Origin of the sequence: Ferrovibrio sp. (genome assembly GCF_046297895.1) — a bacterium.
In the GTDB taxonomy this organism is placed as follows: Bacteria; Pseudomonadota; Alphaproteobacteria; order Ferrovibrionales; family Ferrovibrionaceae; genus Ferrovibrio.
Genome location: NZ_JBKBHC010000005.1, coordinates 37352 through 58271, shown reverse-complemented (window position 1 = coordinate 58271; position 20920 = coordinate 37352). Strand labels below are relative to the sequence as shown.

Genomic DNA, 20920 nt, shown 5'->3' with positions numbered 1-20920 from the left:
TGCCGGATGGGTATAACGCGCCGCGCCGGCCGGTCAAACGCTAAATTGTCACCCTCAGACGCGGAATTGTCCCACTAAATCCGCCAGTTCCTGGGCCTGCCGGGCCATGGCCTGGGCCGAGGCGGTAGTCTGTTCCACCAGGGCGCCGTTACGCTGGGTCATCTCGTCCATATTCGAGACGGCAGTGTTAACCTCATCTAGGCCGACAGCCTGCTCCCGGCTGGCCGAGGCGATTTCTCCCACAATATCCGCCACCTTTTTCACAGCTGTGACGATTTCGCTCAGGCTCGTACCGGTCTGGTTCACCAGCGCCGCCCCGGTTTTGACCTGGGCATTCGATTCCAGGATCAGCGACTTGATTTCCTTGGAGGCATCGGCGGAACGCTGCGCCAGGGCGCGCACCTCCTGCGCCACCACGGCAAAGCCCTTGCCGGCCTCGCCGGCGCGCGCCGCCTCCACGCTGGCATTCAGCGCCAGCAGGTTGGTCTGGAAGGCGATCTCGTCGATCAGTCCCACGATGTCGGAAATCTTGCGCGCACTGCCCTCGATCTGTGTCACCGCCTGTACGGCATCCCGCACAACGCTGCCCCCTTCCTCGGCGCGCGATCTGGCGGCGGCGGCCAACTGGTTGGCGGCCTCGGCATTATCGGCATTCTGCTTCACGGTTGACGTGATCTCGTGCATCGATGCCGCTGTCTGCTCCAGGCTCGCGGCCTGCTGCTCGGTACGCTGGGCCAGATCGTTGCTGCCGGTCGATATTTCGGCCGCGGCATCGCGCACCGTGGCAGCGGCGGACGTCACCTGCCCCACGATCTGCGATAACTGCTGGGCCGTGGTATTGGCGTCCTGCTTCAGCCGCTCGAAAACACCGGCATAGTCGGCATCGATCCGATGGGTGAAATCACCGCGCGCCATTGCACCCAGCGCCTGCCCAAGGCTCGCAAAAACCTCGTCTACCGTTTTCAGCAGCCCGTTCATCCTGTCACCGAGGCGGGCCATCATGCCATCGAGATTTGCGGTGTCGATGCGCACCGAAAGATCTCCATCCGCTGCCGCGCCTACAACCTCGCCGACCGCACGATCCAGAAGCTGTTCCTGCTGTCGCCGCTGCTCTTCCGCGGTTTGCCGATTTTTCTCCACTTCGCGCTGCAACTGCTCGTTCTGCAGACCGTTTTCTTTAAATATCTGGACGGCGCGCGCCATATCGCCAATTTCGTCCTGCCTGTCCCTGTCCCGGACCTCAGTATCCCATTCCCGGTTGGCCAGCCGCCCCATGCTGCCAGTCAGAGCCGTCAATGGCGCGGCGACCCGTCGCCCGATATAGAGCCACCCCACCATGGACGCGGCGACCAAACTGGCAATCGCGACCAGAATCAGGATCAGCTTGCCACCTTCGCTCGTCTTTTTCGCGCCAATGGTGGCATCCTCCATGCCCTGATTGGCCGTGCTGACAGCCAGTGCGGTTGCAGCGCCAAGCCGTTCTGCGGCTTGACGGCTTGCCTGTAGCATGCGTCGGGCCTGATCCATGGCCGAGATTTCCTGCTCGCGCAGGCTGATCAGGCCGATCCCCGGGCTGCCAAAATCGAGGATGGCTGTCGCAACTTTTGCAAGGTCGGGATTTTTTTGAATCTTCTCGATATCGGCGAGACTATCTTCCACCTTGCGCGCCGCCAGCTCATATCGGTTACTGATTTTCTCGATCTCACTGGCACTGGCGCTCTGCGCTCCGACCGCCAGCAACCCGACCACGTTGTTTACCTCGGCAATCAGCTTGCTGGTGCCCTGGACCATCCGCAATTCAACATTCGCTAATCGCGTGAACGTCTGGCCGATCTTTGCAGAGTCACCAGACGAGGCAGCGGAATTCATGCCGAGCGTAAGTTCAAACACGGCATCGTCAACCATGGGAGCCGCCACCTGGAGAAAGGCCGCATGTGCGGTTGCCAGCTTGCCGGTTTCCTCGATCAGGAATTGCGACGTACGGATGCGGGCATCCACCACCTGGCGAAGCTGCGCGATACTGCCCAGCAACGCGGCCGTCTCCTTCTGGATAACCTGAACCTGTTCGCCCGACATGGTTGCCGCAACCACGGCCAAGGTGGCCTGGATCCGGTCCTGCTTCTGCTTGATGCCTTCGGACAGCACCTGGATTTCACGTTCTGTCTGGGCGGAAATCAGGTCCGGCGCCACACCGGCCAGATTTGCAACCAGCTCGGCAAGACTGAGCGAGGCCGTCACGGCCACCACCCCCTCATCCGTTACGGTTACGATGGCCTTGTCGAGCCGAGACATGGCAAACCAGCCGGCAGCAGCCGAGACCAAGGCGAAAGACGCGATCGCGCCGACGGCGACGTAAAGCCGCTGCCTGATTCCCATGCGGACGGTTGGGCCGGGTTTCCCTTGCAGCCAAGGCAAAGCCATAACGAATCCCCCCTATAAATATTTCTTCCATGGATTGTTCTGCTATTTGCCGTCGGCCGCAATACCATGATTTTATGACGTTTTTTGTCCTGGGATATACTATTAATACGGGTATTGCCGCGCCTGTCGTCCCTTTGGCGGCTTATGATAAAGTAGCGATCTGAGGATCGGGCATGCTGGTATTAATCGATAACTACGACAGCTTTACGTGGAATCTGGTTCACTATTTCGGGCAGGTAGGGGCTGACGTCCGTGTCTTCCGGAATGACGAAACCGATCCCGATTCAATCATGGCCCTCAAGCCGGAGGGGATCGTCCTCTCTCCTGGCCCCTGCGATCCGGATCGGGCCGGAATCTGTCTGCCGATGATCACCAAGGCCGCCGTGGCAAAACTTCCGCTTTTCGGCGTATGCCTGGGCCATCAGGCCATCGGGCAGGCCTTCGGAGGCAAGGTCGTCCGCGCTCCCCTGCCTTTGCATGGCAAGATGAGCCGCATCCACCATACAGGCGATAGCGTATTTGCAGGCCTGCCACAGGATTTCCTCGCCACGCGGTATCATTCCCTGGCCGTCGACCCGGCCACGCTGCCCAACAGCCTTACAGTCACCGCCCGCTCCGAGGATGGGGTCATCATGGGACTGGCCCATCGCGACCTGCCGATCCATGGCGTGCAGTTCCACCCGGAGAGCATCGCCTCCGAACACGGCCTTGCGATGCTGGCCAATTTCGTGCGCTATTGCGGCCTTCCGGTGAACGAGACAGCGGTGCGCGGACAGGCGGCATGAGCGCGGATGTAACAGAATTCAAGCGGCTGCTTGCTCAGGTGGCCGGCGGTGCGACCCTGAGCATCGAAGATGCACGAACGGCCTTCGATGTCATGATGTCAGGTAATGCAACGCCGTCGCAGATGGGTGCCTTCCTGATGGCCCTGCGCGTGCGCGGCGAAACCGTGGACGAAATCACCGGCGGCGCCATGACCATGCGCGCCAAGGTTCATGGCGTGACGGCACCGGCCGGCGCCATGGATATCGTCGGCACCGGGGGCGACGTGAAGGGCACATGGAATGTATCTACATGCTCGGCATTCGTTATGGCCGGCTGTGGCGTGCCCGTGGCAAAGCATGGCAACCGGGCTGTCTCGTCAAAGACCGGCGCGGCCGATGTGCTGACCGCATTGGGCGTCAACATCGACTGCGACTTCCGTTTGATCGAGAAGGCGATCGCAGAGGCCGGCGTCGGCTTCCTGATGGCGCCGCGGCATCACGGCGCCATGCGGCATGTCGGACCGACCCGTGTTGAACTTGGCACCCGCACGATCTTCAACCTGCTTGGTCCCCTGAGCAACCCCGCTCTGGTCAAACGGCAGCTTATTGGCGTGTTCGACCGGCAATGGGTGCAACCGCTGGCCGAAGTAATGGGCAAGCTGGGCGCTGAGAAAGTCTGGGTCGTCCATGGCTCGGACGGTCTGGATGAGATCACGACCACCGGTCCCACCTATGTGTCGGAAATGGAGGCCGGCAAACTGCGCCATTTCGAGATCACGCCTGAGGATGCCGGCCTGCCTCGCGCCAAGCTGGAGGAATTGAAAGGCGATGAACCCACGGCGAATGCCGTGGCCTTGCGTGCCGTCCTCAATGGCGCACCCGGAGCCTTCCGCGATATCGTATTGTTCAACACGGCAGCGGCGCTGGTGATCGCCGGCAGGGCAAAGGACCTGCGCGAGGGTGCGGCCATGGCAGCCCAGTCGATCGACAGCGGCAAGGCCCGTGCCGCCCTGGCCCGCCTGATCGAGATCACCCACGAACCGCCGCCAGCCGCCCCAGTGGAAGAAGACAAGAAGTCATGAGCGACGTACTCGCCAGGATCTGCAACGACAAGCTGGAACATATTGCCCGCTGCAAGGCCCGCATGCCGGCAGCCGAAGTGGATCAGCTTGCACGCGAGGCCGCCACACCGCGCGGCTTTATCCGCGCACTCAGAGAGACGGTTTCAAACGGTCGATATGGACTGATCGCCGAAATCAAGAAGGCTTCGCCGTCGAAAGGCCTGATCCGTGCCGACTTTGACCCGCCCTCGCTGGCGCGCGCCTATGCTGCCGGCGGCGCGACCTGCCTTTCAGTGCTGACCGACGAACCATATTTCCAGGGCAAGGACGAATACCTCCGACAGGCCCGCGCCGCTGTTGGCCTGCCCATCATCCGCAAGGATTTCATGCTCGATCCGTATCAGGTCGCAGAAGCCCGCGCGCTGGGCGCTGATTGCATCCTGCTCATCATGGCCGCCCTCAGCGATGTGCAGGCCGCCGAACTGGAAGCCGCGGCGCTGGATTACGGTCTCGACGTGCTGGTGGAAGTGCATGACGGCGCAGAACTGGACCGCGCGCTGAAACTGAAATCGCCGCTACTGGGCGTAAACAACCGAAACCTGAAAACCCTGGCCGTGGATCTGGCGACAACCGAAGCCCTTGCCGCACGCATCCCCGCCGATCGCATGCTGGTGGCTGAATCCGGCCTCCACACCAAGGCCGACCTCGACCGCATGGCAAAATGCGGGGCGCGCTGCTTTCTTGTGGGCGAAAGCCTGATGCGTCAACCGGATGTGGAGGCGGCGACCCGTCTCCTGCTGACCGGCAAGGACCTGGCCGCATGAGCGACCGGCTCACGCACCTGAATGCAGCCGGCGAGGCGCACATGGTCGATGTTTCGGATAAGGCCGAAACCGAGCGCGTGGCCAGGGCCGGCGCCCGGGTGCTGATGAAGAAAGCCACGCTCGACCTGATCCTGTCCGGCCAGGCCGCCAAGGGCGACGTGCTGGCCACTGCCCGTATCGCCGGCATCATGGCGGCCAAGCGCACATCCGACCTGATCCCACTCTGCCATCCTCTGGCGCTCAGTCAGGTGAGCGTCGACCTGACGCCCGACACCGATGGAAATGCGATCAACATCGTTGCCACCTGCAAGCTGAAGGGGCGCACCGGCGTGGAGATGGAAGCCCTGACGGCCGCCAGCGTCGCCGCCCTCACAGTCTACGACATGGCGAAGGCCGTCGATCGCGGCATGCAGATCACTGACGTGAGGCTGCTGCACAAGTCGGGCGGCAAGTCGGGAAGCTTCGACGCGCCATGATCCCTGTCGCCGAGGCTCGCGCCCGCATCATCGCCGGTCTGCCCCAAACGCCCGCCGAAACCGTGATGCTGCCCGAAGCCGCCGGACGGGTTCTGGCCGAAGATGTCGCAGCGCGGCGTACCCAGCCGCCATTCGATGTCAGCGCCATGGATGGCTGGGCCTGCCGCCAGGCCGATCTGGCCACGATTCCAGCGAAACTGAAGCCGGTCGGCACGGCCGCCGCCGGCGGCCGTCATGAAGGTGAGGTCGGCCCGGGGGAGTGCGTGCGCATCTTCACCGGCGCGCCGCTGCCGGCCGGCGCCGATGCCATCGTGATCCAGGAGGATGCCGATCTGGGCGCCGACGGCCTGCTCACCGTGCGAGAGGCGCCGAAACCGGGTCGGTGGATCCGGCATGCCGGTCTCGATTTCAGCGAGGGACAGGTGCTGCTTAAAGCCGGGCGGCAGCTCGGCCCTGCCGATCTGGCGCTCGCGGCTGCGATGAACGTGCCCTGGCTGGCGGTGCGCCGTCGCCCCCGCGTCGCCGTGCTGGCCACCGGTGATGAACTTGCCCGTCCCGGCGAACCCATCGGCCCAAACCAGATTGTCAGTTCCAACAATATCGGCCTCTGCGCCCTGATCGAGATGCAGGGTGGCGAGGCCATCGATCTTGGCATCGCGCGTGACACCGAGGCCGACCTGCGCGACAAGGCTGCGGCGGCGGCCGGCTGCGATCTGCTGCTGACGCTCGGTGGTGCCAGCGTCGGCGAACACGACCTGATCCACAAGGTGCTGGGCGGCGGCGGCACCGGCATCGATTTCTGGCGTATCGCCATGCGTCCGGGCAAGCCGCTGATGTTCGGTCGGGCTGATCTTGGCAACGGCCAATCGGTCGCCCTGCTGGGCCTGCCCGGCAACCCGGTTTCGGCCCTGGTCTGCGGCCATAACTTCCTCGTGCCTGCATTGCGGGCGATGCTGGGGCTGGACTGGCAGGTGCGGTTTGAAACCGCCCTGGCCGCCCATGACCTGCCCGAGAACGACCGGCGCGAGGATTACCTGCGGGCCCGCCTGAGCCTCAATGCTGCCGGGCAGCCGGTCGTCGATGCCTTCGGGAAACAGGATAGTTCGATGCTGCGGCTGTTGAGCGATGCCGATGCCCTGATCGTACGTGCGCCCCTGGCACCGGCCCTGAAAGCCGGCACGCCCGTGCCGATTCTGCGGCTGCGCTGACCATGCGCGTCACTCTGCTCGGCACCGGCTGCCCCCAGGTCTCAACCCGACGATACGGTCCCGCCAGCCTGCTGTGCTGGAACGACCGCCAGTTTCTGGTCGATTGCGGCTCGGGCGTCACCCAGCGCCTGCTGGGCGCTGGCAGCGCCGGCAAGTCGATTGATGCCCTTTTCCTTACGCATCTTCACTCAGACCATATCATTGATCTGTTCCAGCTCATCATCTCAAGCTGGCATCAAGGCCGCGACCGGCCGCAGCGCATTTTCGGACCGCACGGCACGCGGCAATACCTCAACGGGCTTATGGCGCTGTGGCGGCCCGAACTGGAACAGCGCATCGCCCACGAAAAGCGCCCCTCCACCGTGGCGCTGGAGCTGGAAATCACCGAGCTCGAGCCTGGCATCGCGTTGCGTGATGGAGACCTGACCGTGATCGCCGTGGCCGTCCGGCATCAGCCGGTGAAGGCCGCCTATGGTTATGTCTTCACCGATGGCCGGCAGAAAGTGGCCTTCAGCGGCGACACCGCTTTTTGCCCAGACCTGATCCTGGCCGCGAAGGACGCTGATGCCTTGGTGCATGAATGCTTCATCCACCGAGAAATGCTGGCCCTGCCCGGCGTGCGCGGACCGGAAACCATTGAAAACGTTGCAAGCTATCACACCCTCTCGACCGAGGTCGGCAAGGTGGCGGCCCAGGCCCGCGCCCGCTGCCTGATCCTCAACCATTTCGTACCGGTGGCGTTCGACAGCAATGCATTGCTGGCCGATATACGCGCCGATTATTCCGGTCCGGTGCTGGTGGGCGAAGACCTTATGCAGTTCGACACCGTGACCGGCATGCTTCGTCATGGCGAAGCGGCCGTTGCCCTGCCCTGGCCGCAATGACATTTCGGATCCGCGCGGCACGCATGGCCGATCTGGATGCGTTGGTGGTACTTGAAAACCGCTGTTTCAAACACGACCGCATGTCGCGGCGCAGCTACGCCGCCGCCCTGCGCAATCCCCGTGCCTTATTGCTGGTGGCGGACAGATCAGACGGGCATCTGATCGGCGCCGCGACCCTGTTTCTCCGTCGCGATTCGCCGGCTGCCCGACTGTATTCCATAGCGGTTGATCCCGGCAGCCGCGGACTCGGGCTGGGCGCAAAATTGCTGGCATTGGCCGAAAAAACGGCAGTCCGCCGGGGCGCAAGCGCGCTGCGCCTGGAAGCCAGCATCCGCAATAAAACGGCCCTCGCGCTGTACCGCAAAAGCGGCTATGAGATTATTGGTCGCATTGCCGCCTATTATGAAAACGGCGCCGATGCCCTGCGGCTGGAAAAGCAGTTCCCTTCCAGCCCGCATAGGCACTAAGCATTTCCGGGAGAGATCATCCCGTCGCCATGCACATCATCATCGTCGAACGCAAAACGCATTTTCGCTACCGCAACCCGGGCTGTCTGGTGCTCAACAACCGTGAGTTCATTACACGGCCGGATCTGGTGCAGGACAAGCGCGCGAAGATCATCAACCTGAGCAAGGATTATTCCTATCTCGGTTATGGATATTACTGTTCCCTGCTGGCCGAGGCCCGCAGTCAGAAGGTGATACCGAGCGTCAAAACCATCCTCGACCTGCGCCAGCGCAGCATATACAGCCATGCCCTGCCCGAACTTGATGAGCTGCTGCGCCAGCAGGTCAAAAGGCTGGTCATGCTACCGACCGCACCGTTTACCCTGCACGTCTTTTTCGGCCGCACCGATGATCTGCGGTTTCCAGATTTGGCCCGGCGTGTATTCGACGAATTCCGCTGCCCGCTACTGAAACTCAGCATCTCGCCTGAAGATGGCTGGCACATCGCCTCGATCCGGCCGATGGCACTGAGCGACCTCAAGCCGGACCAGCAGGAATTCTTCGAACACGCCCTGGAATCCTACACGCGTTCGAACTGGCGCGCTCCAAAGGCCAAGCCGGCTGCGAAATACAGCCTGGCCATCCTGCATAATCCGAACGAAGCCCTGCCTCCCTCTGATCGCCGGACCCTGCAGAAGTTCATCAGAACGGGCGAGCAGATGGGCGTCGAGGTCGAGCTTATCGAGAAAAAGGACTACTCCGAACTGGCAGAATACGACGCGTTGTTCATCCGCGAGACCACCGCCCTGGATCATCACACCTATCGTTTTGCCAAGAAGGCCGAAAACGAGGGCATGGCGGTGATCGATGATCCAACCTCGATCCTGCGCTGCACCAACAAGGTCTATCTTGCCGAACTGCTGAAGGCCAACAAGATTCCCACGCCGAAGACGGTGGTTCTGGACAACCGCGGAATCGAGGCCATCGAACAGGAAATCCAGTATCCGATCATCCTAAAGATACCTGACGGTTCCTTCTCGCGCGGTATCGTCAAGGCCGAGGATCGCTCACAACTGGAAGAAGCCGCCGCACGCCTGCTTCGCGAGTCCGATGTGATTCTGGCGCAGGAATACCTGTATACCGACTTCGACTGGCGCATCGGCATCCTGCGTGGACAGCCGATCTATGCCTGTCAGTATTTCATGTCGCGTGGCCACTGGCAGGTCGTTAAGCACAGCGATAGCGGCCGGTTCACCGAAGGCGGGTTCCGCACCCTGCCGGTGGAGGAAGCACCAGCCGAGGTCGTTGATATCGCGCTCAAGGCCGCCGGTCTGATCGGAAATGGCCTGTATGGCGTCGACCTGAAGCAGACGCCAAAGGGTGTTGTCGTGATCGAGGTGAACGACAACCCATCGATCAACCAGGGCGAAGAAGACGCCGTACTCAAGGACGAACTATACCGGCGCATCATCCAGGAATTCATCCGTCGCCTGGAAGAGCGCCCAGGCACGGCTGGCGACATCGCACAGGCACAAGTCGGCATGCCGCTTCAACTGTCGACCGCCTATGCCGGTCAACAGGGGAACGGACCGCCTTCGCCAGCGCAGATCGCCGCCCAAGTCGCGGCCAAGGTATCGGCCGAGATCGCAGCCAAGATCGCGGCGGAGGTTTCCAGCCAGGTTGCCGCAGCCATGCTTGCAGCCTCGCGGCCGCAGGTGGTGCAAACCACCGAACCAGCGGACGAACCTCCCCTGCCGTTGCCCTTCACTCAGAAATAGATTCAAGCGTCAGGCGCGTGCAATGCACAATAAGCAAGTCGGCCACGCCGCATTTCTTGTTGGGCCTGAACAGTTTTATTAGTATGACAATAAAATAAATACATAACGCAGCGAAGGTAACGCCATGATCCGACCAACCGCCCACCGCGCCGAGCAGGTCTTCGTCCAGTGATCCTGAAAATCGCGCGGCCTATCATGCCCTGCATGATTGTTGCGATCATTCTGCTAGGCCTGTTCACCGGCATCGCCGCATGAGCGCCGGAAATATCAATGGGCGAATAACAGTCGTGGTGCCGTGATGCCGATTGCCTGGCGTATCCTGCTTTGCGCCTGCCTCACTTATATCATCAGCCAATTCTACCGCTCGGCCAATGCCGTCATCGGCCCCGACCTGATGACTGAACTCAGCCTGACACCGGAGGACCTCGGCATCCTCACCGGCGCCTTCTTTCTTACTTTCTCGATCAGCCAGTTACCGGTCGGCATAGCCCTGGACCGCTGGGGACCCCGGCGTACGATCATCGTCACACTGGTGATTGCCTTTTTCGGTGCGCTGGCTTTCGCCTACGGGCGCGACCTGACAGAACTGAGCGCTGCCCGCGTGATACTTGGCTTCGGTTGCGCTGCGCTGCTGACTGGTCCGCTCGTGTTGTTCTCACGCTGGTTCAGTCCGGAGAAATTCGCCCAAATGTCGGGCATCCTGATTGCCGTCGGTAATCTGGGCGTCATTGCGTCGACCGCGCCGCTGGCATGGTTCACGGCCGCTTTTGGCTGGCGCGCGGCATTCTATGTCACGGCCGCCATGACACTGGCTCTGATTGCCCTGTCGCTGTGGGCGATCCATGACCATCCAGATCCGGCCAAGGCCCGTCCAGGCGCCGGTGAAAGTCTGGGCCAGGCCTTGCGTGGGGTGGCCACGGTGATGCGGCACCCGGCCTTTCCGCATCTTTTTGTAATTATTTTCACCGCCTATGCCACATTCATCACCATTCTCGGGTTATGGGCCGGACCGTATCTGCACGATGTGCATGGCCTTGATGCCAAGGCACGGGGCAATGTCCTGATCTTCATGGCGGCGGGTGCCGCTGGCGGCTATTTCATCTGGGGCCCACTCGACCGGGTTTTCAATACCCGCAAATGGCTCCTGGCAGCCGGCCTCGGCAGCCAGATCTTGTGCCTGGTCATAATGGTTCTGGTTCCAGGGCTGAGCGTCACGACCATCACCACACTGTTCACCGTAATGGGGGTGATGAATGGCTGCGTGGTCATGATATTTGCCCATGCCCGTTCGGTCTTTCCCGCAGAACTGGCCGGCCGCGGCATCACAACCCTGAATATCGGCACCATGGGCGGCGGCGCGTTCCAGCAGATACTGACAGGATTCCTGATGGGGTGGCTGGCACCAAAAGGCACTCCGGCCAGCGAACTGGATTATCGCATTCTGTTTGGTGTGCAGACTATCCTTCTGCTGTCCGCCCTGCTGTACTACTTACGCAGTCCAGACGCCAAACCGCACCAGACCGCCTGATATCCATGATCGTGCCCGTCGCCGCTCGTTTCAACATCGCCCGATACTGCCTGTCCCAGAATGCCCGTCTGCGTGCCGACAAGACGGCCATGATATTGGTGGGGGAAAGCGGTGAGTTCCGCATGACCTTCGCAGACGTCGACCTGGCGGTGCGTCGCCTGGCGGCCGGTTTGCAGAGCCTGGGACTGGCACCCGGCAGCCGGATCATGATCCGGATGGCCAACGATGCCGATTACGCACTCACCTATTTCGCCACCATGGCGGCAGGCTTCGTCGCCCTGCCTTCCAGCGCCCAGCTCACGCCGGCCGAAGCAGCCTATCTGCTTGAGAATTCCGGCGCCGCTGCCGTGGCCGCCAGCGCCGAGCTGGCGCGCGACCTGACCCTGCCATCCGGCGTGATCCGGCTGGATCCCGAACGGCTCGCGGCCCTCAAACAATCCGCCCCATTGGCGGACTATGCCGATACAGCGGCCGACGATCCTGCCTATCTGGTCTACACCTCCGGCACAACAGGAAAGCCCAAAGGCGTTCTACATGCCCATCGCGCCGCCTGGGGCCGCCGACCAATGCATCAGGGCTGGCTCGGCTTAGGCGAGAGCGACGTGATGCTGCATGCCGGCGCCTTCAACTGGACCTACACGCTTGGCGTCGGTCTGGTCGATCCATGGGCCGTTGGCGCCACTACGGTTCTGTATAACGGCCCGCGCGATATCCAGGTATGGCCACGCCTTCTGGAAAAATATCGCGCTACGATATTTGCCGCCGTTCCGACACTGTATCGACAGATACTGAAATACTGCGACCTTGGCGCTTACGATCTTTCAGCGTTTCGCCATGGTGTCACAGCCGGCGAAGCTCTGCCCCCTGCCCTGCTCGACGAATGGCAGAGACGTATGGGTAAACCGCTCTATGAAGCGCTCGGGATGTCGGAGATTTCGACCTATATCTCCACAGGTCCTGGCATGACCATCAGGCCGGGCAGCCCAGGCAAGCCGCAACCGGGGCGGCGCGTCGCGATCCTCGATCCCGACACATCCGCCTTGCTGCCGCAGGGCGCCACAGGCCTGCTCGCCGTGCATCGCTCAGAATCGTCGCTCATGCTTGGGTATTGGCACCGACCAGAAGAAGAGGCCCTGGTCTATCGTGGCGAATGGTTCTGCGGTGGTGACCTTGCCAGTATCGATGCGGATGGCTATCTCTGGCATCACGGCCGCAACGACGACGTGATGAACGCCATGGGCTACAGGGTCTCGCCGGTTGAGGTCGAAGCCGCCATAGCGGAACATCCCGCCGTGGCAGAGGTGGCCGTCACCGAGATCCGGGTGCGCAGCGATGTTTCGGTTATCGGTGCTTTCATCGTGCTGCGTGAGGGTCAATCACCCAGCCATGACGAGTTGGCTGCTTTCACAGAACAGCGGCTGGCCGCATACAAATGCCCTCGTGAATGGCGATTTGTCACCAGCCTGCCGCGTACGGCCAATGGCAAGGTGCAACGCAAGAAACTGGCCCTGGGTTGATATCAATCCCAGCCCAATCCGCGCGCCTCCTGCTGGACTTTTTCATCGGCCTCCAGATTCTGCTGCAGCCTGGCCCGCGCCTGCTGCTGCAGAGTGATGCGCTTATCCATGTCTTCGTCCCAATGGGTATGGATTTGCCGCAGCAGCTCTTCGTTATGCTGCCTGAAGGTCAGGGTTTTCTTGCGCGCGGTAAAGGCCGGCTGCCCCAGGGCCTTCAGGGTTTCCTCACCCAGCCGCAGGGCGGAATGAAAAGTCTCGCGCTCAAGCACCGGGATGTTCCGGTTCATTAATTCCACGGCATGTGGAAGATCCCGCGCCCGGGCTATGATCTTCAGATGCGGAAAATGCTTCTGCGCGAGGTCTGCCAGGGCCAATGATGCCTCCTGGCTGTCAACCGCAATCACCAGCACCTTTGCGCGGCCGGCTCCGGCCGATTCCAGAAGATCCAACCGGGTCGCATCACCATAGAAAACCTTGAACCCGAAACGGCGTAGCGTGTCGATGATCTCCGGATCATGATCCAGCACCGTCACGCCAATCCGGTTGGCATACAGCAGACGAACCACGATTTGGCCAAAACGGCCAAAACCAGCAACAATCACCGGGTTGCCCTCATCTTCCGGCGTATCGTGCGGACGATCCGCAACGCGGGTGAAGCGCGGCTCGATCAACCGGTCGTTCACGACCACCAGCAGCGGCGCCGTGGCCATGGAAAGGGCAACCACAACGGTCAACAAGGCCACTGTCTCGCTGGCCATGACGCCAAGACCTGATGCACTGCCAAACAAGACAAAGGCGAACTCGCCGCCCTGGGCCAACAGGAACGCGAACAATGCCGTCTGGCTCCAGGGCAATCGCGCAATACGGGCAACCAGCAGCAGGATGCTTGCCTTTATTGCAAGAAGGGCCGCAACCAGCCCAAGCACTGTTCCGGGTTTTTCTAACAGCAGGCCAAAATCGACAGACATGCCTACGGCGGTAAAGAATAGCCCCAACAGCAGCCCCTTGAAGGGCTCAATATCGCTTTCGAGTTCATGCCGGTATTCCGACTCGGCCAGCAACACGCCAGCCAGGAAGGTCCCGAGCGCCATCGACAATTCGGCCAACTGCATCAACAGCGCGATGCCGATCACCAGCAACAGCGCCACGGCGGTGAAAACCTCGCGCAGGCCGGTACCGGCGATCATCCGAAATAACGGCCTGGTCAAGAATCGGCCGCCGAATATCACAATGGCAATAGCCGCGACTGCTTTCAAAGCGCCAACCCAGCCAGCTTCGCCAGTCTCAGCCAGCGCCGTCCCGGCAAGAAGCGGCAGCAGCGCCAGCATCGGGATGACGGCAATATCCTGGAACAGCAGGATGGAAAAAGCAGATCGGCCGCCCGGCGTGCCCAGTAGATTGCGTTCCGTCAGCGGCTGTAGGGCAATCGCCGTCGATGAAAGAGACAAGCCAAGGCCGGCAGCCAGTGCCACCTGCCAAGGCCAGCCCAGCAGAAGCCCAAGCGCGGTAAGCGCAAGAGTGCAGCCAGCCACCTGCCCGCCGCCCAAGCCCAGTATCGGCCAACGCATCTGCCATAGGCGGCGGGGATTCAGCTCGAGCCCGATCACGAACAGAAGCAGCACCACGCCGAATTCGGAGAAATGCAGGATGGCGTCGACGTCAGTGATCAGTTTCAGCCCCCAGGGCCCGACGACGATGCCCGCAATCAGGTAACCCAGAACCGAGCCAAGGCCGAGCTTTTTGGCAATGGGCACCGCAATAACCGCTGCAGCCAGATAGATCACCGCGTTGAGCAACAGCCCGTCCATCATCACCTCATCGGTCGCTGGCCGGAACGGCCGGTTGGTTGCACTCTGCACCGCGACCGGGATGGGGATAATCGTTCAGCCATGCACGATAGGCCGTCGCATGCGCAGCGATATCCTCCATCGATCTCAAACGGGCACCCTGGAACAGGAACGGTTTACCATATGCCATGCCGCATAGCGCTGCTGTACGGTCAAACGGCCGCAGCAGCTCTGTCATGGTCACGCCGTTATAACTATCCGGCTGGTAGGCGTGGCCGGGGCCGCCTGTGGATACAGCCTGAACCAGCTCCTTGCCGCGTAAATGGGTGCCGCCCGTACCATAGGCCCAGCCATATTCAAGAACCGTATCCATCCACTCCTTGAGTAGCGACGGGCACGAGTACCAGTACAACGGATGCTGCATGACGATGACATCATGTGCCTCCAGAAGAGCCTGTTCCTGCTTAATATCGATGTGAAAGTCTGGGTAAGTCTCGTAAAGGTCATGCAGCGTTACATGCGGCAGGTCTTTGACCACGCGCACCATCGCTGCATTGACCCGGGAATGTTGCGGGTAGGGATGCGCGAATAGGATCAGTATGTTCGGCTTTTCGTCTGCCCTAATATTAACCAATCGTCCCTCGCCAGCCTACGTTACCGACAAACCGTCATCTGCAGCGATGATTGCCCCGTTGATGAATCGCGCCTCGTCGGAAGCCAGTAGCAGCAGCAGGCCGTCGAGATCCCTGGCCTCTCCGATCCGTCGGCGCGGCAGCATTTCGATCAGCTTCTGTCCACCCGGCGTCGCCCAGTAATCGCGATTGATCTCGGTCTCGATATAGCCCGGGCAAATGGCGTTTGTATTGATGCCGTAGCGCGCCCATTCCAATGCCATCGCCTTGGTCATCTGCACCACGGCAGCCTTGGACATGCAATACACCGATAGCTGGCTCAGGACCCGCAGACCAGCCACCGATGCGATATTGATAATGCGACCGGCTTTCTTCTTGGCGATCATATCCTTCGCCGCTGCCTGGGCCACGAAAAAAGCCCCCTTGGCATTGGTGTTCATGGCAAAATCAAAATCCTCGGGCGTGACGTCGACAATGCGAGCCTGCTTGTTGACACCGGAATTGTTGATCAAGATATCCACACCGCCAAGCTGTTTTTCGATCTCAGCGAAAGCGCTCTGGATGTTGCCATGGTCATTCACGTCCAGTTTCACCGTGACAGCACGCCCCCCTGCAGCGTTGATCCTACCGGCCAGATCAGCAAGGCGATCGGTGCGCCGCGCTGCCAGCACCACGGCAGCTCCGGCATTGCTGAGGATTTCGGCAAACCGCTCGCCCAATCCGCTGCTCGCCCCGGTCACCACCGCCACCTTACCCTTCAGATTCACGCCCTGGCTCATTGACTCCTCCAGATTTTCTGACGCTTCATGGTCGACTTTCGCTGCCACGGGGTCAAGGGACTGGCCGGCCCCCGAGGACTGCGCTACCCTAACGGCATGCGCATTGAAATCGTTTCCGACGTCATCTGCCCGTGGTGCTTTATCGGCAAGCGCCGGCTGGAACAGGCCATGGCTCAGCGTCCCGAGATCGAGTTCGAGATCGGCTGGCGGCCGTTCCAGCTCAATCCGGACATGCCCCGCGAAGGCGCCGACCGGAAAAGCTACCTGGAGGCCAAGTTCGGCGGTCCGGCCCGAGCAAAGGAAATCTATGCCCGCGTTGCCGCGGAAGGGGCAAAAGAGAACATTGCCTTCGATTTCGAAGGCATCAAGCGTACACCCAATACTCTGGCCGCGCATAGCGTGCTGCGCTGGGCGCTCACGGCCGGCGTACAGAATGCCCTGAAGGAACGATTGTTCAGTCTTTATTTTCTCCAAGGCCAGGATATCGGCAACCATCAAATACTGGCAGATGCCGCCACTGCTGAAGGCATGGACGGAGCGCTAGTGAAAAATCTGCTCGATGAGGGCCGCGACGCCGACATCATTCTGGATGAGGACCACATGGCGCGCGAGCTTGGCATAACTGGTGTGCCTTTTTTCATTTTCGAACGCCGTTACGGCGTGCCGGGGGCACAGCCGCCGGATGTGCTACTGCAGGTGATCGACAAGATCGTCGCCGAGCCGCCGGAAACAAATCAGGATTGATCATGGAGCTGGCCGGCCCTTCAGCCCTGTCGCAGGGCGCGCCATCTCTGGAATTCATCTCTGATGCCGCCCGGATTCAGGATTCCAACGTCCGGCAGTTCCTGCAATTGTGGTTCGATGCACGTGGTTCAGGCTCGTTACCTGACAAAAGCTTTCTCGACCCTCTGCGTCTGCGTTTTTTGCTTGGTTCGCTGTCTCTGCTTGAAGTGCAGCCTGATCCGCTGCGATTCCGCTACCGCCTGATCGGTACCGACATCGTGCAGCGGCTGGGATATGAACTGACCGGAAAATGGCTTGATGAGCATCCCGACCCGACCATCCGTCCCTTCATCCTGAAAGGGGCGACCATGGTTTATCATGCTGCAAAGCCGATTTACGGCCATGGCAAGGCGCGCGTCCTGGGAGAGGACTGGCTGCTCGAGGTGGTTGCGGTGCCGCTCTTCGGTCCGAATGGCGAAGTCGCTTATATCGGAGCCGGACAAAGTTTCCCTCCAGGAAAAATCGAACGGCCGCTTGGACAGCCAAGCAACTAGGCAGCTTTCTTTGCCTTCTGTGCAATATCACCCAGACGCGAGGCGATATGCAGCACGCCCTTCAGACGATCTTCCGGTTCCGGCCAGTCGTGAATGAACACCACCTTATGATCTGGTCGCAGCTTGGCCTTGCCACGCTCCGACTGGATGAACAGGACCAGTCCGGACGGATCGGCAAAAGTGTTGTCGCGGAAGGTAAGGGTTGCACCCTTCGGACCAGCCTCGATCTTAAGGATATTGGCGTCGCGGCAATGTTTCTTGATCGCCACTATATCCAGCAGATGCTGCACTTCGGCCGGCAGCGGGCCAAACCGGTCGATCAGTTCGGCAGCAAAAGCGTCGATCTCGGCCCGACTCTCCAGATCGGCTACCCGCCGGTAGAGCTGCATGCGTAGGTTAAGGTCAGCGACATAATTGTCGGGGATCAGCACAGCCGTACCGATTTGTATCTGCGGCGACCATTTCTCGCCATGCAGGCCGCTTTCGCCACGTGCCGTGGCTCGGGCTTCGGCGATCGCATCCTGCAGCATCTCCTGATACAGTTCGAAACCGACCTCACGGATATGGCCCGATTGCTCTTCGCCCAGCAGATTGCCGGCACCGCGCAGGTCGAGATCATGCGAGGCCAGGCTGAAACCCGCGCCAAGACTATCCAGACTCTGCAGAACACGAAGCCGCTGATCGGCAGCGGGATTCAAAAGGCGTCCGGCCTGATAAGTGAAATAGGCATAGGCGCGCAGCTTCGAACGCCCCACACGGCCACGCAGCTGATACATCTGCGCCAGGCCGAACAGATCGGCACGATAGACCACCAGGGTGTTGGCTGAAGGAATATCCAGGCCGCTTTCGACGATATTGGTCGCGACCAGAACGTCGTAACGGCGGTCGTAAAAGGCATTCATCACATCGTCGAGATCGGTCGGCGCCATCTGACCATGGGCAACCACGGCCTTCAGTTCCGGCACATGCTCGCGGATGAAGGCCATGGCGGTATCGAGATATTCGATGCGCGGGCAGACAAAAAAGCTCTGGCCGCCACGGAAATGCTCGCGCATGAGCGCTTCCCGGATCACCACGGGATCGAAGGGTGTCACATACGTCCGCACGGCCAGACGATCGACGGGCGGCGTGGCGATCAGGCTGAGCTCGCGCACACCCGACAGGGCAAGCTGCAAGGTGCGCGGAATCGGCGTGGCAGACATTGTCAGAACATGCACCTCGGCGCGCAGCTGCTTCAGGCGCTCCTTGTGCTTGACGCCAAAATGCTGTTCTTCGTCGATGATAAGCAGGCCAAGCCGCTTGAACTCGATACCCTTCGATAGAACGGCATGTGTGCCGATCACGATATCGACCGTGCCATCCTTCAGTCCTTTCTTGGCATCGTTCGCAGCCTTGCTGGAAATCATGCGCGACAGTTGCTCGATCCGTATCGGCAGCCCCCGGAAGCGTTGCACGAAGGTGCGGTAATGCTGGCGACAGAGCAATGTGGTGGGGCAGACCAGCGCCACCTGCTGACCGGCCATCGCGGCGGCAAAGGCTGCTCGCAGGGCAACCTCGGTTTTGCCAAAGCCCACATCGCCGCAAATCAGGCGGTCCATCGGCTTGCCGCTGGCGAGGTCGTCCAGGGTCTCCTCGATGGCACGCGCCTGGTCTTCGGTTTCGTCATAGGGAAAGCGGGCGCAGAACTCTTCGTACATCCCGTCTGGCGGCATTACCCGTTCGCCCTGACGCAACTCGCGCTGTGCGGCAATTTTCATCAGTTCGCCGGCCATGTCCTTCAGGCGCTGCTTCATGCGCGCCTTACGGTTCTGCCAGGCCACGCCGCCCAGCTTGTCGAGGGCTATCTCGGCTTCGGGCGAGCCGTAACGCGAGAGCATCTCGATATTCTCGACCGGCAAGTACAACCGGTCGCCGCCATCGTAATGCAGCAGCAGGCAATCATGGGGGGCGCCGGCTATGTCCAGTGTCACCAGATCCTTGTATTGGCCGATGCCATGGTCGATATGCACCACGTAATCGCCGGGCTGCAGCGCACTGGCCTCGGCGATGAAGTTCTCCGCCCGGCGTTTCTTCTGACGCGGCCGCACGAGGCGGTCGCCCAGGATATCCTGTTCTGCAACCACGCACAGATCGGCAGCCTCGAAGCCATGCTCGATCGGCAGCACGGCAATGGCCGCCACACTTTTCGGCAGGCCATCCAGTTCGTCGGCATTTTCCACCGGCTGCGGTGCATCCAGACCATGGTCTTTCAGGATATGCCCAAGACGATCCCGCGCACCTGCCGAGAATGCTGCAAAAAGCACGCGCTTTCCTGCCTGCGCCTGCTTGGCCAGGTGGCCCCCCAGGGCTTCGTATACGTTGACCTGACTGGCGGCCCTGTGCTCGGCAGCCTGTGCCGCCTGGGTACGTTCCGGCGCGAAGTCGCGCCCCGGCCTGCCGCCCAGATCGACAACGGTTACATCGGCGCCGCCGACGGCATCGAACGGATACAGCAGACCCAGTGCCCGCTTCTCAAGCCTGGATGCCCATTCGCCGGCCGTCAGATACAGGCGGTCGGGTGGCAGCGGCTTGTAGGGCGCACCGCCCTCCTCCAGTCCGCGCTTCATTGCCGCGCGGCGGGCATCGTAATGGTCCGCGATGGCCTTCAGTCGTTCGTCTGCGGCGTCGCCGGTCAAGTGATCCAGCGTCACCACTGCCTGCGGCAAGTAGTCGAACACAGTGGCAAGCCGGTCGAAAAACAACGGCAACCAGTGTTCCATGCCGATCTGGCGCCGACCGGCTGAAACCGCTTCGTAGAGCGGGTCTTCCTTGGTGACGGTGCCAAAGAGTTCACGATAGCCGCTACGAAAGCGTGCAATGGCTTCTTCGTCCAGCGGCACCTCGCTCATGGCGGTGAGCGAGAGTTCGTCAGCCGAGCCGATTGTGCGCTGGCTGGCAGGATCGAACCGGCGGATGTTCTCGACTTCATCGCCGAAGAAATCGAGCCGGTATGGCGCCTCGCTACCGGGAGGGAAGAGATCAACCAGGCCGCCGCGCACGGCATATTCCCCGGACTCGTTTACGGTGGAAACACGGGAGTAACCGTTGCGCGCAAGATATCCGATAAGTTTTTCCGGCCCGAGCCGGGCCCCCTTGGCGGCACGGAACCCCGTGGTGGCGAAATAATCCGGCTGGGGCAGGCGCTGCAGCGCCGCATTCACCGTGGTGAGAACCAGCAACGGCAGGCCGTCCTGTCGCCCAGCCAGCCGGTTCAGCGTATCCATGCGGCGGGCGGCGATCTCGGCATTGGGCGAGACGCGATCATAGGGCTGACAGTCCCAGGCCGGCAGGGTCAACACAGGCAGGTCGGGCGCAAAGAATTTCAGGGCTGCCTCGACGGTGGCCATGCGGGCATCGTCGCGGCAGACATGCAGTACGCCGGCGCCCTGCTGACGTTGCACCAGTGCGATCAGAAGGCGTACGTCCTGGCCTTCGGGCGCGCCGGACAAGGCCCAGCGGCCCGGCCGGGTCAGGATATCCGGCAGGACAAAAGTCATGG

Annotated in this window: 17 protein-coding genes; 12 read left to right on the top strand and 5 right to left on the bottom strand. The window is 61.3% G+C overall.

Going from position 1 to position 20920, the window contains the following annotated elements:
- Window positions 1-54: 54 nt before the first annotated feature.
- Window positions 55-2238, bottom strand: a complete 2184-nt coding sequence (locus ACK4FK_RS09410; RefSeq protein WP_409744354.1) for a methyl-accepting chemotaxis protein — start codon at window positions 2236-2238, stop codon at window positions 55-57.
- 356 nt (window positions 2239-2594) lie between these two features.
- Between ACK4FK_RS09410 and ACK4FK_RS09405 the strand changes: the two genes are divergently transcribed.
- The 10 genes from ACK4FK_RS09405 to ACK4FK_RS09360 all read left to right on the top strand — a co-directional run bounded on the left by ACK4FK_RS09405 (window position 2595) and on the right by ACK4FK_RS09360 (window position 12907).
- Window positions 2595-3206 (top strand): anthranilate synthase component II, encoded by a 612-nt coding sequence (locus tag ACK4FK_RS09405; RefSeq protein WP_409744351.1) that lies wholly within the window; start codon window positions 2595-2597, stop codon window positions 3204-3206.
- The gene (gene trpD / locus ACK4FK_RS09400; RefSeq protein WP_409744348.1) at window positions 3203-4267 is read left to right on the top strand and encodes an anthranilate phosphoribosyltransferase; all 1065 of its coding nucleotides are present in this window, start codon (window positions 3203-3205) and stop codon (window positions 4265-4267) included. Before ACK4FK_RS09405 ends, trpD begins: the two co-directional genes overlap by 4 nt.
- Window positions 4264-5070, top strand: a complete 807-nt coding sequence (trpC, locus tag ACK4FK_RS09395; RefSeq protein ID WP_409744345.1) for an indole-3-glycerol phosphate synthase TrpC — start codon at window positions 4264-4266, stop codon at window positions 5068-5070. Before trpD ends, trpC begins: the two co-directional genes overlap by 4 nt.
- Window positions 5067-5546 (top strand): cyclic pyranopterin monophosphate synthase MoaC, encoded by a 480-nt coding sequence (gene moaC / locus ACK4FK_RS09390; protein ID WP_409744342.1) that lies wholly within the window; start codon window positions 5067-5069, stop codon window positions 5544-5546. The genes trpC and moaC overlap by 4 nt, the downstream gene beginning before the upstream one ends.
- Window positions 5543-6754 carry a gephyrin-like molybdotransferase Glp gene (glp, locus tag ACK4FK_RS09385; protein ID WP_409744339.1) on the top strand — a complete coding sequence of 404 codons (1212 nt, stop codon included), beginning with the start codon at window positions 5543-5545 and terminating at the stop codon, window positions 6752-6754. The genes moaC and glp overlap by 4 nt, the downstream gene beginning before the upstream one ends.
- 2 nt (window positions 6755-6756) lie before the next feature.
- Window positions 6757-7638, top strand: a complete 882-nt coding sequence (locus ACK4FK_RS09380; protein WP_409744336.1) for an MBL fold metallo-hydrolase — start codon at window positions 6757-6759, stop codon at window positions 7636-7638.
- A gap of 23 nt (window positions 7639-7661) precedes the next feature.
- Window positions 7662-8105, top strand: coding sequence for a GNAT family N-acetyltransferase (locus tag ACK4FK_RS09375; protein ID WP_409744333.1), 444 nt, complete (start codon window positions 7662-7664; stop codon window positions 8103-8105).
- A 29-nt stretch (window positions 8106-8134) separates the two neighbouring features.
- Window positions 8135-9862: a RimK family protein gene (locus ACK4FK_RS09370; RefSeq protein WP_409744331.1), complete on the top strand. Its 1728-nt coding sequence runs from the start codon at window positions 8135-8137 to the stop codon at window positions 9860-9862.
- A 298-nt stretch (window positions 9863-10160) separates the two neighbouring features.
- Window positions 10161-11390 (top strand): MFS transporter, encoded by a 1230-nt coding sequence (locus tag ACK4FK_RS09365; protein WP_409744328.1) that lies wholly within the window; start codon window positions 10161-10163, stop codon window positions 11388-11390.
- Window positions 11391-11395: 5 nt separating this feature from the next.
- Window positions 11396-12907 carry a class I adenylate-forming enzyme family protein gene (locus tag ACK4FK_RS09360; protein ID WP_409744325.1) on the top strand — a complete coding sequence of 504 codons (1512 nt, stop codon included), beginning with the start codon at window positions 11396-11398 and terminating at the stop codon, window positions 12905-12907.
- A 2-nt stretch (window positions 12908-12909) separates the two neighbouring features.
- On the opposite strand, the gene kefC is transcribed toward ACK4FK_RS09360, so the two are convergent.
- From kefC to ACK4FK_RS09345, 3 genes are read right to left on the bottom strand one after another with little or no spacing between them, the layout of a single operon-like run.
- Entirely contained in the window at window positions 12910-14718 is a 1809-nt protein-coding gene (gene kefC / locus ACK4FK_RS09355; RefSeq protein ID WP_409744323.1) for a glutathione-regulated potassium-efflux system protein KefC, read from the bottom strand.
- A gap of 4 nt (window positions 14719-14722) precedes the next feature.
- On the bottom strand, window positions 14723-15328 hold the full coding sequence (locus ACK4FK_RS09350; RefSeq protein WP_409744320.1) for an NAD(P)H-dependent oxidoreductase: 606 nt from the start codon (window positions 15326-15328) through the stop codon (window positions 14723-14725).
- Between the two features lie 15 nt (window positions 15329-15343).
- Complete coding sequence (locus tag ACK4FK_RS09345) at window positions 15344-16153, bottom strand: SDR family oxidoreductase (protein ID WP_409744318.1); 810 nt, start codon at window positions 16151-16153, stop codon at window positions 15344-15346.
- Here ACK4FK_RS09345 and ACK4FK_RS09340 point away from each other — a divergent pair.
- Window positions 16133-16849: a DsbA family oxidoreductase gene (locus ACK4FK_RS09340; protein WP_409744315.1), complete on the top strand. Its 717-nt coding sequence runs from the start codon at window positions 16133-16135 to the stop codon at window positions 16847-16849. The genes ACK4FK_RS09345 and ACK4FK_RS09340 overlap by 21 nt on opposite strands.
- 2 nt (window positions 16850-16851) lie before the next feature.
- The gene (locus tag ACK4FK_RS09335) at window positions 16852-17382 is read left to right on the top strand and encodes a PAS domain-containing protein (protein WP_409744313.1); all 531 of its coding nucleotides are present in this window, start codon (window positions 16852-16854) and stop codon (window positions 17380-17382) included.
- On the opposite strand, the gene mfd is transcribed toward ACK4FK_RS09335, so the two are convergent.
- Window positions 17379-20918, bottom strand: coding sequence for a transcription-repair coupling factor (gene mfd, locus ACK4FK_RS09330; RefSeq protein ID WP_409744310.1), 3540 nt, complete (start codon window positions 20916-20918; stop codon window positions 17379-17381). The genes ACK4FK_RS09335 and mfd overlap by 4 nt on opposite strands.
- Window positions 20919-20920 lie beyond the last annotated feature (2 nt).

Coding starts and splice junctions, on each gene's coding strand:
- ACK4FK_RS09405 (WP_409744351.1), top strand. CDS start 2,595: ATGCTGGTATTAATCGATAACTACGACAGCTTTACGTGGAATCTGGTT.
- trpD (WP_409744348.1), top strand. CDS start 3,203: ATGAGCGCGGATGTAACAGAATTCAAGCGGCTGCTTGCTCAGGTGGCC.
- trpC (WP_409744345.1), top strand. CDS start 4,264: ATGAGCGACGTACTCGCCAGGATCTGCAACGACAAGCTGGAACATATT.
- moaC (WP_409744342.1), top strand. CDS start 5,067: ATGAGCGACCGGCTCACGCACCTGAATGCAGCCGGCGAGGCGCACATG.
- glp (WP_409744339.1), top strand. CDS start 5,543: ATGATCCCTGTCGCCGAGGCTCGCGCCCGCATCATCGCCGGTCTGCCC.
- ACK4FK_RS09380 (WP_409744336.1), top strand. CDS start 6,757: ATGCGCGTCACTCTGCTCGGCACCGGCTGCCCCCAGGTCTCAACCCGA.
- ACK4FK_RS09375 (WP_409744333.1), top strand. CDS start 7,662: ATGGCCGATCTGGATGCGTTGGTGGTACTTGAAAACCGCTGTTTCAAA.
- ACK4FK_RS09370 (WP_409744331.1), top strand. CDS start 8,135: ATGCACATCATCATCGTCGAACGCAAAACGCATTTTCGCTACCGCAAC.
- ACK4FK_RS09365 (WP_409744328.1), top strand. CDS start 10,161: ATGCCGATTGCCTGGCGTATCCTGCTTTGCGCCTGCCTCACTTATATC.
- ACK4FK_RS09360 (WP_409744325.1), top strand. CDS start 11,396: ATGATCGTGCCCGTCGCCGCTCGTTTCAACATCGCCCGATACTGCCTG.
- kefC (WP_409744323.1), bottom strand. CDS start 14,718: ATGATGGACGGGCTGTTGCTCAACGCGGTGATCTATCTGGCTGCAGCG.
- ACK4FK_RS09340 (WP_409744315.1), top strand. CDS start 16,133: ATGGTCGACTTTCGCTGCCACGGGGTCAAGGGACTGGCCGGCCCCCGA.
- ACK4FK_RS09335 (WP_409744313.1), top strand. CDS start 16,852: ATGGAGCTGGCCGGCCCTTCAGCCCTGTCGCAGGGCGCGCCATCTCTG.
- mfd (WP_409744310.1), bottom strand. CDS start 20,918: ATGACTTTTGTCCTGCCGGATATCCTGACCCGGCCGGGCCGCTGGGCC.